This window comes from Streptomyces sp. NPDC044921, from assembly GCF_056432865.1.
In genome coordinates this window covers 41,830-54,155 of record NZ_JBWKIF010000030.1, presented here as the reverse complement: position 1 = coordinate 54,155, position 12,326 = coordinate 41,830, and the positions used below count along the sequence as shown (strand labels likewise).

Annotated in this window: 10 protein-coding genes; 9 read left to right on the top strand and 1 reads right to left on the bottom strand. The window is 74.8% G+C overall.

Going from position 1 to position 12,326, the window contains the following annotated elements; translation table 11 throughout:
- Window positions 1-3 precede the first annotated feature (3 nt).
- The 9 genes from AC07DA_RS33390 (at window position 4) to AC07DA_RS33350 (ending at window position 10,159) form a co-directional block, all read left to right on the top strand.
- A complete protein-coding gene (locus AC07DA_RS33390) occupies window positions 4-825 on the top strand; it encodes an ABC transporter ATP-binding protein (RefSeq protein WP_479131991.1) in 822 nt (273 codons plus the stop codon).
- Between the two features lie 57 nt (window positions 826-882).
- Complete coding sequence (amiA, locus tag AC07DA_RS33385) at window positions 883-996, top strand: streptamidine family RiPP (protein WP_479131990.1); 114 nt, start codon at window positions 883-885, stop codon at window positions 994-996.
- A 91-nt stretch (window positions 997-1,087) separates the two neighbouring features.
- Window positions 1,088-1,942 carry a hypothetical protein gene (locus AC07DA_RS33380; protein ID WP_479131989.1) on the top strand — a complete coding sequence of 285 codons (855 nt, stop codon included), beginning with the start codon at window positions 1,088-1,090 and terminating at the stop codon, window positions 1,940-1,942.
- Window positions 1,939-3,420, top strand: coding sequence for a CocE/NonD family hydrolase (locus AC07DA_RS33375; RefSeq protein WP_479131988.1), 1,482 nt, complete (start codon window positions 1,939-1,941; stop codon window positions 3,418-3,420). The genes AC07DA_RS33380 and AC07DA_RS33375 overlap by 4 nt, the downstream gene beginning before the upstream one ends.
- Window positions 3,417-4,796 carry a YcaO-like family protein gene (locus tag AC07DA_RS33370; protein WP_479131987.1) on the top strand — a complete coding sequence of 460 codons (1,380 nt, stop codon included), beginning with the start codon at window positions 3,417-3,419 and terminating at the stop codon, window positions 4,794-4,796. Before AC07DA_RS33375 ends, AC07DA_RS33370 begins: the two co-directional genes overlap by 4 nt.
- Window positions 4,797-4,804: 8 nt before the next feature.
- Window positions 4,805-5,956, top strand: coding sequence for a SagB/ThcOx family dehydrogenase (locus tag AC07DA_RS33365; RefSeq protein WP_479131986.1), 1,152 nt, complete (start codon window positions 4,805-4,807; stop codon window positions 5,954-5,956).
- Window positions 5,953-7,692 (top strand): ABC transporter ATP-binding protein/permease, encoded by a 1,740-nt coding sequence (locus AC07DA_RS33360; protein ID WP_479131985.1) that lies wholly within the window; start codon window positions 5,953-5,955, stop codon window positions 7,690-7,692. The genes AC07DA_RS33365 and AC07DA_RS33360 overlap by 4 nt, the downstream gene beginning before the upstream one ends.
- A complete protein-coding gene (locus AC07DA_RS33355) occupies window positions 7,689-9,440 on the top strand; it encodes an ABC transporter ATP-binding protein (protein WP_479131984.1) in 1,752 nt (583 codons plus the stop codon). The genes AC07DA_RS33360 and AC07DA_RS33355 overlap by 4 nt, the downstream gene beginning before the upstream one ends.
- Window positions 9,441-9,769: 329 nt before the next feature.
- The gene (locus AC07DA_RS33350) at window positions 9,770-10,159 is read left to right on the top strand and encodes an ABC transporter permease (protein WP_479131983.1); all 390 of its coding nucleotides are present in this window, start codon (window positions 9,770-9,772) and stop codon (window positions 10,157-10,159) included.
- An 82-nt stretch (window positions 10,160-10,241) separates the two neighbouring features.
- On the opposite strand, the gene AC07DA_RS33345 is transcribed toward AC07DA_RS33350, so the two are convergent.
- Complete coding sequence (locus tag AC07DA_RS33345; protein WP_479131982.1) at window positions 10,242-11,708, bottom strand: non-reducing end alpha-L-arabinofuranosidase family hydrolase; 1,467 nt, start codon at window positions 11,706-11,708, stop codon at window positions 10,242-10,244.
- Between the last annotated feature and the right edge of the window lie 618 nt (window positions 11,709-12,326).

The following is a 12,326-nucleotide window of genomic DNA, read 5'->3' as shown; positions in this document are numbered from 1 at the left end:
AGGATGACCGAGTCCGTGGGGATCCACTTCGAGGGGGTTCACTTCGGCTATCCCGGCAGACCCGTGCTGCGGGGTGTCGACCTGACCGTCCGGCCGGGCGAACTGACCGCCCTGATCGGCCTGAACGGCTGCGGCAAGTCGACCCTGCTGCGACTGGCCGCCGGGCTGCTGCGACCCGGCGAGGGGCGGGTGCTGCTCGGCGGGGACGACCTCGCGAGCCTCTCCAGGCGCGCCACGGCACGCAGGGTGGCGCTGCTGCACCAGTCCGCTCCGGCCGTGCCGGGCATGACCGTGCGCCACCTCGTCCGTCAGGGGCGGTACGCGGCACGCGGTCCGCTGGGCATGCTGCGCGAGGGCGACGACCCCGTCGTGCACCGGGCGCTGCGCGACGTCGGGGTGGAGGACTGGGCCGACCGCGATGTCGACGCGCTGTCCGGTGGCGAGCGGCAACGGGTCCGGCTCGCGATGGCGCTCGCCCAGGACACCAGCGTCCTGCTGCTCGACGAGCCGACCACGTACCTGGATCTGCACCACCAGCTCGACGTGTTGCAGACGGTCGTGCGGCTGCGCGAGGAGCGCGGGCTGACCGTCGTGATGGTGCTGCACGACCTCGCCCACGCGGCCCGGTTCGCCGAACGCGTCGTCGCCCTGCGCGACGGCCGTGTGGTGGCCGACGGAGCGCCCGGGGAGGTCGTGACACCGCGGTTGCTGGCCGAGGTGCTGAAGGTGGCCGGCCGGGTCGGCCGGGACCCCGAGGGCGGCTGGCCGGTGTGTTACCCAGATCACCCTCTCCCCGCTCTAGAATATGAAAATCAGATTCATTAGGGTGTGGTCACGGCGCTCGACCGAACGCCGTATCTCCCTGCTGATGAAGGAGAGTTCATGGAAAACGAGCAGATCTTCACGCCGATCGCCGACCCGGGCCAGCTGGCTCACGCCTCCGCTTCCCACTCCAACGCGCTCGTCGAGAACCCCTTCGAGGACACCGAGGAGTAAGCGAGGGCCCAACCACCCTCGACCGTGGGCCCGCCCGATGCCTTCCGGGCGGGCCCACGCCCGTCCCAGTCCCGCCGACAGGAGGAACACCGTGTCCCGCAGCCGACTCGTCCCCGGCGCCGAGGTCGTCGCCGTGCCCGGGCGCGGCCTCGCCGTCCGCACCCCCGCGGGGGAGTTCTTCAGCGTCAGGACGTCAGGCGTCGACGAGGACGCGCTGCTGTCCCTGCTCAGCGGAGGGGCCGCGGCCCCCGTGGAGGGCGAACTGGAGCGCGTGCTGCGGGGGTTCGAGGACGCCGGCTACCTGGCGGAAGCAGCGCGGCCACCAGCCTGGCCCGCCGCTCGCCGTGACGTCCGGATCCTCGGCGACCCGGTGCTGACCGAACCGCTCGCCGCCCAGCTGGCCGCCCTGGGCGCGAGGCCGCGCACGACCGGGGCCGTGACCGCCGCCGACCGGGCACCCGTGGGTCTCGAGGACCTGCTCGACGGAGACCCGGCCGCGGTCGTGTGGTGCCTGGACGGACCCGTGCCGGACGGCTTGTGGGACGCCGCCGACCGGTTGCCCGACCACGGCGTCGCCTGGCTGCGCTGCCACCGCGAGGGCTGGCAGGCCTACGTCGAGCCGCTCGCCGCCGTTCCCGGAGACGTCACGTCGGCCCACGTCCGGTCCCGGCGGCTCGCCGCCACGCCCGCCCACCGCGAACTGGCCGCGTACTGGAGCGGACCCCGCACCTGCGGCGCACCCGTCCGGCTCGGCGCTCCCGCCGCCACGCTCCTCACGGCACTGCTCGCGGACGACCTCGACCGGTGGGCCACCGGCGCCCCCGATCCGGCGAACCCGCCGGCGCGGCGCCGTCTCCGACGGGTGGACCTGCGCACCCTGACCATCACCGAGCACCCCGTCCTGCCGGTGCCCGACGTCGCACCGATGCCGAAGAAGAACGGATGACGGCGTTCAGCGTGGCGGTGGAGGGACTCGCCACCGACGTCCGGCTCCCGGCCGGTGACGGCCCCTTCCCGGCCGTCCTGGTGCGCACCCCCTACGACCGGACCCGGCACGGGGCCGAGGCGGACGGCTGGGCCCGCCGCGGGTTCGCCGCCGTCGTCCAGGACGTGCGGGGCCGGTTCGCCTCGCCGGGGGAGTGGCACCCGTACACGTACGAGGCCGACGACGGGGCGGCGACCGTCCGCTGGATCCGGCGGCAGCCGTGGAGCGACAGGCGGACGGTGGCCGTCGGCGCCTCCTACGCCGCCCACTGCGCCCTCGTCCTCGCGCTCGACGTGCCCGAGGACGCCCGGCCCGACGCCGTCATCGCGGCCGTGCCCGCCCTCGGCCCGGCGGAGACGGCGCGCGAGGTGTCCGGCGTGGAGCGGCTGCTGTCCCGCGCCGGATGGTGGGCCGCCCACGGCGACCGGCGCGACTCCGACGACCGCGCGCTGGACAAGGCCCTCGCCGCCGACCCCGCACTGCTCACCCACCTGCCGCTGGCCGGCCTCCCCGAACGGCTGGGCCGCAGCCTGCCCTCCTGGGCGGACCTGTGGCGGCACCGCGACCGCGGCCGCCTCCTGGCCAGGGCGGTACACGCCGGGTCGCCCCTGCTCGCGGTGGGCGGCCACCACGACCACTTCACCGACGACACGGTCGCGCTGTGGCGCGCCTGGGGCGGATCCTCGGCCCGGATGCTGCTCGGACCCTGGGGCCACTCCCTCGTCGGCGCGCCCGGGCCCGACGCCGGCCCCGCCCACCGGCTGAACCTCGGCGGGCTGTACGTGCGCTGGGCCCGCAGCGCCCTCAGCGGTGAACTCACCCCCGGCCACCGGGGCGCCCAGGCCCTGGGCGGTGCCGACCTGTGGCTGCCCGCCGGCGCCGAGGGCGAGCCCCGCACGGCCCGCACGCGGCTGGTGCACGGCCCCGGCTTCACCGCCGACCCCGACCGGCCCGTCCGCTCCGACGACCTGACCGTCCCCACCGGCGGTCCCCCCGACCGCTGCCTGCTGGTCACGCCGCCGCTGCCCCGTCCGCTCGACGTGGTCGGCCCCGTCAGCGCGCGCCTGCGGGCCACGGCGCACAGCCCCTGTGCCGACTGGGCCGCCCGGCTCGTCGCACTCACACCGGACGGGACCGCCGAGCGACTCGCCGTCGGCGTCGTCCGACGTGCCGAACCGGCGGGCCGGGAAACCTCGTTCACCATCGGCCTGGGCCGGCTCGCACGCCGGCTGCCGGCCGGCACGCGGCTGCGCCTGGAGATCGCCGGACACCACTTCCCGGCCCACGCCCGCAACCCCCACACCGGCGACGACCCCATGACGGCCGGCCGGCTGCTCGCCTCCCGGCGGGAGGTCGACCCGCACAGTGTGGCGCTGACCCTCCCCGTCCTGCCGTCCCGTCCCGCCCCCGTCGACCCCGTCGAGGAGATCCTGCGATGACGACGCTGCCGTTGGAAGCACTCGTCGACCCCGTCTGCGGCATCGTCCGCGAGGTCGAGCCCGTCGAACACCCCGCGGGCGCCCCGCCCCGTTACACCGCGTTCACGGCCGAGATATCCGACGCCCGCAGACACGGGCTGTGGCCCGCCGACCGGGTCTCCCTCGGCACCACCTTCGGCGACCCCGGGCAAGCCCGCGTCGCCGCGATAGCCGAGGGGATCGAGCGGTACTGCGGCAACCGTGTGCCGCCGCACGGCCATCCCGACGCCCCCCTGCGGGCCGCCGCTGCCGAACTGTCCGAGAAGGGCCTGCGGTTGTACGGCCCCGGCGACCTGCCCGCGTACGCCGACTGGCAGTACGCCCGTGAGAAGTTCCCCTACCGCCCCCTCACCCCCGCCACCCCGGCCCTGTGGACGCGCGGAACCGAACTGCTGCCCGACGGGCGGGCCGCGGAGGTGTGGGCCCCCGTCGCGCTCACCCACCTCAACTGGCGCCAGGGCGAACTGCGCGAGCTGCCCCGCACCCACCACCTCAACTACGCCGGCATCGCCACCGGACAGGGCTTCGACGACGCCGTCGAACGCGGCCTGCTGGAGATCGTCGAACGCGACGCCCTGGAACTGTGGTGGCACCTGGACGGCCCGGCCCGGGGCATCGACCCGGCGAGCGTACCCGGCCTCGCCGACGACCTGGCCGGCTCCGCCCTCGACGTCCACCTCGTCGAGATGCCCTCGGAGTTCGCCCCCTGCATGGCCGCGCTCGTCCACGACCCGCGCCTCGGCCTGTACGCGGCCGGGTTCGCCTGCAAGTACGACCCGGCCGAAGCCGCCCGCAAGGCCGTCCTGGAAGCCGTCCACACCTGGGTGTTCACCCAGGGCCTGACCGGCCCCGACGGCTGGGTGTTCCAGGCCGTCCAGGCCGGGCTGCTCGCCCGCGGGCTCTACCTGGAGCACCGCGCCGACGGGCGGTACCTCGACGCGTGCGGCGAGCAGTTCGAGCACGTCCGCGACCTGGGCGCCCACGTGCAGGTGTGGCTGGACGAACGGATGGCGGCCGAGGCCCGGCGGTTCACCGCCCCCGCGCTCGGCACCGTCTCCGTCGACCAGGTCGAACCCGGCAGCCGGAAGCGCCTGGAGAACGCCCTGCGGGCGGGCGGCCACCGTGTGATGACGTTCGACCTCACCACCGAGGACGTGGCCGAGACGCCCCTGCGGGTCGCCCGGGTCCTCGTCTCCGGACTCCTGCCCAACGCCCCGGCCGCCTTCGGCTACTTCGGCTGCCCGCGCCTCGCCGAAGCCGCCGTCGCGCGCGGCTGGCGCACCACCCCGCCGAGCGCGCCGGAGGACTTCACGCTGGCGCCTCCACCGCACATGTGAGGACCGCCGTGGAACACCCCCGCGAGGACCACCCGGCGGACCTCGTCGCCGCCCTCGCCCTCGCCCGCTCCCCGCAGGACCCCGGGCCGGACACGCCCGCCGGACGACCCGTGCGCGCCTGGCCCGGGCCGTCCCTGCCGATCCCGCAGGCCCGCCCGGCGGAACTCGACCTGGGGGCCCTGCTGCGCCTGTCCCTGGCGGCCTCGGACGACTCCGGACGCATGCGGCCGACACCGTCCGCCGGCGCGCTGCACCCGGTCAACACCGAACTGGTCGTGGGCGCCGGATGCTCCCTGCCGCCCGGCCGTTACGGCTACGACCCGCTGCGCCACCGCGTCCACCGCCTCGGCCGGACCCCCCACGGCACGCCGCCGGGCGCGACCGCCCGGCTCTCCGTCACCGCCCGGCGCACGGTGTCCCACTACGGCCACCGGGCCTGGCCCCTGTTGCTGCTCGACACCGGGCACGCCTCCGCGGCGCTGCTCCTGGCCGCCCGCGTCCTGGGCACGCCCACCCCCGAGGCGCGACTCGACGGACTCACCGAGAACCCCCTGGCCGACGTGCGCCTCCCGCCGCCCGACGGGCAGCGCCGGACCCCCGCGGCCCACGGCCCCCACGTCCCGGAACTGCCCGGGGGCACACCCACCCCGGCCGAACTGCTGGAGCGCCGCAGCACTCCACCACCGCTGCCGGGCACCCCCTCCCACGAGGTACTGCGGACACTCCTGGCCACCGCCGAACGGGCCGCCGCCGACGACCTGTTGCACTGGTGCGCCGCGGTCGGCCCGCCACGGCCCGGCCTCGTGCGCCTGGCACCCGACGGCACCCTGCGGCGGTACGCGGCGGGCGAGGCCCGCCCGACGCTCGCGGCCTGGGCCGCCGGCCAGGCGTGGATCGCGGACGCGGGGGCCGTCCTGCTCGCCCACGGCTGTCCCGCGGACGCCGACGCCGCGCACGTCCGCCGCGCCCACCTGCGGGCCGGCTTCGCCGTCCACCTGGCCCACGTCACCGCCCTGCGCCACGGCCTGGCGGCCCGGCCCGTCGGCTCCTGGCAGCAGGCGGATCTCGGCGCCGCCCTCGGAGCCGCGCCGGGCCGGGACTGGGTCGTCCACGCACTGGCCCTCGGCACCCGCCACGCCGACGAGGAGAACACCACGTGATCGTCCACCCCGAGCTGCGCCGCGCCGCACGGCGCGCACGGCGCCCCCTGCTGGCCGCCACCCTCCTGCAGGGCGTCGTCACCCTCACCCACCTGGCACAGGCCGCCCTGCTCGCCCTCGCGCTCGCCGGCCTGGCCCGCGGTGACACCGGCCGGCTCCCCTGGCTGCTGGCCGCGGTGCTCGCCGTCGTCGCCGTGCGCGCCGGGCTCGCGGTGTGGCAGCGGCGCACCGCCACCCGTGCCGGGGCCCGGGTCAGGGTCGGCCTGCGGGACGAACTCCTCGCGCACCTGGGCCGGTTGGGACCCGCCCACCTGACCACCGCGCGGGCCGGAGCCGTCCGCACCACCCTCGTCGACGGAGTGGAGGGCGTCGACGCCTACGTCTCCCGCTACCTGCCTCAGCTCCTGATCACCCTCACCGTGCCGCCCCTGGTCCTCGCCGCCCTGGCCGCGATCGAACCCCTCGCCCTGCTCGGCCTCGTTCCCGCCCTGCTCCTCGCCCTGGCCGGGCCGCGCGCCTGGGACCGGCTCCTCGCCGCCCGTGGCAAGGAGCACTGGGACACCTACGAGGAGTTGGGCGCCGACTACCTGGAAGCCCTCCAGGGCATGCCCGCCCTGCGCGCCGCGGGCGCCGTCGGCCGCACCCGGGCACGCCTGGAGGAGCGGTCCGCGGCCCTGCACCGCGCGACCGTCGCGAAACTGCGGGTGTCCCTGGTCGACACCGGCATCACCGACCTCGCCATCCAGGGCGGTACCGCGGCCGCCGCGCTCCTGGCGTGCTGGTCGGCCGTCACCGGATCCACCACGGCGACCGCCACCTACCTGGTGCTGCTGCTGGCGTCCGAGTGCTTCCGCCCGGTCCGCGACCTCGCCCGTGAGTGGCACGCCGGATACCTCGGGGCGTCGGCCGCCGACGGCCTCGCGGCCCTGCGCACCGCCGAGCCGGCAGTCCCCGACACGGGAACGGCCCCCGCCCGCTGGCAGGGGCCGCCCGAAGTGCGCTTCGACGACGTCCACTTCACCTACGACGGCGCCCCGGCGCCCGCCCTGGACGGCGTCTCCTTCACCGCGCAGGCGGGACGGACCACCGCGATCGTCGGCCCCTCCGGCGCGGGCAAGTCCACCCTGCTGGCCCTGCTCCTGCGCCACCACGACCCGCAGAAGGGCGGCATCACCCTCGACGGCCGCCCCACGACCGACTACGCACTCGACTCGCTGCGGCAGGGCATCGCCGTCGTCTCCCAGGAGACGTACCTCTTCCACGCCACCATCGCCGACAACCTGCGCCTGGCCCGGACCGGCGCCACGGACGACGAGCTGACCGCGGCGGCGCGCGCCGCCGGGATCCACGACGAGATCACCGCCCTTCCCGACGGCTACGACACGCTCCTCGGCGAACGCGGAGCCACCCTCTCCGGCGGCCAGCGGCAGCGCCTGGCGCTCGCGCGGGCCCTGCTGGCCGACGCACCGGTACTCGTCCTCGACGAGGCCACCAGCTCGGTCGACCAGCGCCGCGAGGCGGCCATCGTCCGCGAGCTGCTCCACGCGGCGAGCGGCCGGACCGTCCTGGTGGTCGCCCACCGGCTCGCGGCCGTCCAGCAGGCCGACCGCATCGTCGTCCTCGACGCCGGGCGGGTGGACGCCGTCGGCGAGCACGCCGCCCTCGCCGAGGCCGGCGGCGTCTACACCCGGCTCGTCGAGTCCGGCCGCGTCCACCGAGGGGAACTCGCCGCATGAGCACCACCGCCGCCCGACCCGCCGCCGGCGACGCACCCGGGCGCGGCGCGCTGCGTGCCCTGCTGCCCGCCCTGGCCGAGCACCGCGCCATGACGGCCCGCACCTGTGCCGCCGCCTGCCTCGAACAGGGCTCCCTCGTCGCGCTGCTGACCCTGGCCGCCCACACCGTGGGCGTCGCCGTCACCGAGGGGCGCGCCCCGTCCACCGCGACCGTCACCGCGCTCACCGTCCTCGTCGCCGTACGCGCCCTGATGACCTGGCGGGAGATGGACCTCTCGCACGACCTCGCCTACCGGGTGCTGGCCGCACTGCGCGTCCGCGTCTTCGACGGACTCGCCCGCAGCGCGCCCGCCCGGGTCGCCGGCCGGCGCAGCGGAGACCTCGCCGCCACCGCCATGGCCGACGTGGAGGCACTGGAGTTCTTCTACGCCCACACCACAGCCCAACTGCTGGCGTCGGGCACGGTCCTGGCGGGCGGTTCCGTCGTCCTCGCCACGGTGGAGCCGTGGCTGCTGGTGGCCGTGCTGCCGGTCGCGGCCCTCCTCGCGGTGGCGCCCTTCGCCGACGCACGCGCCCGCGCGGAGCGCGGCGGCCGCACCCGGACGGCCGTGGCGAGACTGTCGGCCGACACCGTGGAGACCATCGACGGACTGCGCGAACTGCTCGCTTCCGGTGCCCTGGCGCGACGCCGCCGCACGCTCGCGGAGCGCGGGCGGCAGGTGGGTGACGCCCAGCGCGCCGAGGCCACGGGGGAGGCCGTGGCCGCCGCGGTCCGCGACCTCCTCATCGTGGCCGCGGTCCTCGGCGTGGTGACCGCCGCGGCGCACTCCGTGACCGCCGGACGGCTGCACGGCGCATGGGCACCGGCGGCCATGGCCCTTGCCCTGTCCGTCCTCGGGCCCGTCGCGGAATCGGCCCGGGCGCTCAGCCAGGCCGTCGCACTGCGCGCCGCCGCCTCCCGCGTCGGCGCGGCCGTCAAGGCCCCCGCGCTCGCCCCGCCGCCCACCGCCCCACGCCCCCTTCCTCCCGGACCGCTGGGCGTCCGGCTGCACCGGGTGAGGTTCGGCTACGGCGGCGAACCGGTGCTCAACGGCGTGGACCTGACCGTCCCCGCGGGGCAGACACTCGCCCTAGTCGGCGCCTCGGGCGCCGGCAAGTCGACCTGTGCCCACCTGCTGGCCCGCTTCTGGGACCCGGCCGCCGGAGCGGTGCAGTTGCTGCCCGCCGACGGCGAACCCGTGGACGTGCGTGAGGTGGGCGACGCGGAACTGCGGCGTGCGCTGGTGCTGGTCGGGCAGGACACACCGCTCCTGCACGGCACCCTGGCCGAGAACCTGCGGCTCGCCGCGCCCGAGGCGGACGACGAGGCGCTCGCGGAGGTGGCACGGCGGTGCGGCGTCGACCGGATCGCCCCGATGGACGCCCTCGTCGGCGAGCGCGGCGCCACGCTCTCCGGCGGCCAGCGCGCTCGTATCGCGCTCGCCCGCGCGCTGCTGGTGCGGCCACGCGTCCTCGTGCTCGACGAGTCCACCGCCCATCTGGACAACACCGGCGACGCCCAACTCGCCGCCGTCCTGGCCGAGGAGAGCCGCACGACGATCGTCATCGCCCACCGTCCGGCCACCATCCGCCGTGCCGACCGCATCGCCGTCCTGGAGCGGGGCCGCATCGCGGAGGAGGGCACCTGGGAGGAACTCACCGGCCGTCCCGACAGCGCGCTCAACCGGATACTCACCGTCACGTCCTGAAGGGACCGGATCAAGGCGTTGAGGCGATACCGGGCGTTCTCGCTGTCGCGGGTCAGGAATCGGTGCCCGCCTCGGGGTCACCACCGGCACGGCGGGATCCCACGTGAACACCCTGCCGCGGCACCACCGACGACCGCCGGCACCACAGGTCACGGAGTCGGCACCGGCCCCCGCCACCCGGTGGCCGCCCGTCTCCGCGACCTCCGGAGAACAGGGACGCGCCGACGCCCTGCGCGCGTTGCGCTCCGCGCTCGACGCGCGGGACACGGCGCACGTCGAGGTGCTCGCCGACGAACGCGACAGCTCCGTCGACGACCTCGGCGTGCTTCGTGGGCGGCGCCCTCGCCCTGATCGGCCTCACCGTGCTCATCGCCGGCGCCGGCGTCGGCTCCACGACCGTCCTGTCGGTCGTCGAACGCGTCAGGGAGGCCGGCCTGTTGCGCGCGGTCGGCCTGTCCCGCCGGGGCCTGGGCATCGCCCCGACCCTCGAGGCCACGCTGTACGGACTCGTCGGCACCGCCATGGGCCTGCTGCTCGCCGTCCCCTATTCCTGGCTGCTGGTCGCAGCGACCGGCGCCAACGCGTCCGTGGAGTTTCCCGTGGTGCAGATCCTCGGCACGGTCGTCGCCATGGCCGCCCTCACCGGTCTGGCCGGTGCCCTGCCGGCCAGGCGCGCGGCCCGCGTCAGCCCGGTGACGGCCCTGACGGCCGACGGGTGAGACGCGGTCGCGGGCGGGCCCGGCCTTCCGCCGGGCCCGCCCGTGGCCGGCTCCGTACCGGAGCCGGACCCGTGTCACACCGTCAGCGCCGCAGCGTCAGCAGACCCGGACGGTACGGCAGGAGGCCGTAGTCGCCGCCCGAGTTGGGGCTGCGCCCCTGGTACAGCAACTGCAGGTTGCAGGGATCGACGGTCATGGTCTGGTCGGCGCTGGTGCGGATCAGTTCGCCATGGCTGATGTCGTTGGTCCAGGTGGCGCCACTGTTGGCCTTGCCGGCGAAGGGATTGCTCTCGGTCGCGGCCTGGGGTGTCCACGAGCCGTTCAGGCTGGTCGCCGTGAAGGAGCGGAAGTAGCGGCCCTGGGAACCGATCGCTTCGACGATCATGAGGTAGCGGTTCTGGCCCTGCAGCTTGTAGACCTGCGGGGCTTCGAACAGGTTGTTCGTCGTGTCGCTCATGACCACGGTCGAGGTCGAGCCGAAGCTGCCCGGGAAGTTCCCGATGGGCATGCTGGCCCGGTAGATCTTGCCGTTGTCACCGGCGAAGAACAGGTACATGTTCGTGCCGTCGCCGATGATCGTCTGGTCGATGGGGCCCGTTCCGGAGCCGGTGATGCTCCCGGAGAACAGCACCTGCTCGGACGACCAGCCGTTCGGGTTGGTGGGGTCGCTCGACGTGCGGTAGGAGAAGGCCGTCCTGCCCCACTGGTAGGCGAGCACCCAGATGTTCTTCGGGGCGAAGTAGAAGAGCGTGGGCGCGACGGTGGACGACGACATCGTGTTCTGGCTGGCCGAGGCCATCTCCGACCAGTTGCTGAACAGGCCGAAGTTCATCGAACCCCAACGCGTGCCCGTGTCGTGCGTCGTCGCGTAGACGAGCTGCCTGCCGTTGTAGGGGGCGACGGTGAAGTCCTTCAGCGAGACCCACCCCGGCTTGGGCTGTGCGAGGGCCCCCGTCGACGTCCAGCGGTAGGACGAGGGAAGACTGCACGTCCCGGGGGTGTCGGCGCCGACCTTCACGAGTTGCCACTGCTGGTTGGTGCCGCCCCAGTCGTCGTACTGGACGATGTTGGCGTTGTCGGCGGTGGAGGCGCCCTGCACTTCGAGGGCCTTGTTGCTGTGGCGCGAGATGAGCCTCACGTGGCCGTCCGGGCTGTCGGCCAGCCGCCACTGCTGGTTGGTGGCGTTGAGGTCGGTCCACTGGACGATCGAGCCGCCGTTCGCGGTGGACCAGTTGTGGAGGTCGAGCACCTTGCCGGAGTGGCGGGACTTGATGCGGTAGTAGCCGCCCCCGGCGTCGACGAACTGCCATTGCTGCTGGCTCTGGTCGTTCCTGGACCACTGGGTGATGCGGGCGCCGTCGTTGGTCGCCATGTTGTAGACGTCAAGGGCTTTGCCGCTGTTGCGGTTGACCAGCACATACGAGGCGTTGGGATCCACGGTGGCCGCCTCGGCGGGCTGGGCGCCGAGGAAGGTGGCCACGAGCAGCAGGGGTGCGAGGACGGCGAGTAAGCGTCTGGGGCGGGCCGGGGACGGGTGGCGGAGCCACATCAGAGGGCCTCCTTGGGGGGTGGGGTGAGGTCCCGATGAACCGGGGAGCGGAGGGCCGGGAACACGGCCGATCTCGAAAGTTTCGAGGAATTCCCGGATGTCATGACGGCCCAAGCTAGGAATGCGGGGCCGTTCGGTCAAGCCTTTCAACTGAACTGTCCACAAACAGCGCCCGCCCTCCGGATCGGAGATCTGACGCGCCGGGTGCCGCTCAGGCGTCGTACCGGCTGGATGATCCCGCCAGGATTCCGAATTGTTTCGAGCCGGGAATCGAAACTTCTTCTGCGGAAAGTGTTGACGACCGTCACCGTCGCCTCAATCATCCCTGTCTGAGAAACCGGGCGTGGTTCGGTATGCCGAACGGCGTCGCCCGTGGGGGCCACCCGTGCCGCACGGCAGAGCCACGTCCGGCCGCACAACAGATCGGCGTACCAAGGCACTTGCGCCACCCGTTTCGTTCCGGTGAGGTCCGCACCAGTGCGTCCTGGCTCTGCGCGCTGTCCCGTTGCAGCGGTGCGCGAGGCGCCGTGTGGCGGCCCCCCGGCTGAGCCGCGATGGAGCCCCCCCATGTCTGTGCCGAAGCGCCGCCGGCCGCCGAGCGTCACGCGACGGCCGACC

Excerpts from the sequence above, each read along its gene's own strand:
- AC07DA_RS33390 (WP_479131991.1), top strand. The coding sequence starts at position 4 with ATGACCGAGTCCGTGGGGATCCACTTCGAGGGGGTTCACTTCGGCTAT.
- amiA (WP_479131990.1), top strand. The coding sequence starts at position 883 with ATGGAAAACGAGCAGATCTTCACGCCGATCGCCGACCCGGGCCAGCTG.
- AC07DA_RS33375 (WP_479131988.1), top strand. The coding sequence starts at position 1,939 with ATGACGGCGTTCAGCGTGGCGGTGGAGGGACTCGCCACCGACGTCCGG.
- AC07DA_RS33370 (WP_479131987.1), top strand. The coding sequence starts at position 3,417 with ATGACGACGCTGCCGTTGGAAGCACTCGTCGACCCCGTCTGCGGCATC.
- AC07DA_RS33355 (WP_479131984.1), top strand. The coding sequence starts at position 7,689 with ATGAGCACCACCGCCGCCCGACCCGCCGCCGGCGACGCACCCGGGCGC.
- AC07DA_RS33345 (WP_479131982.1), bottom strand. The coding sequence starts at position 11,708 with ATGTGGCTCCGCCACCCGTCCCCGGCCCGCCCCAGACGCTTACTCGCC.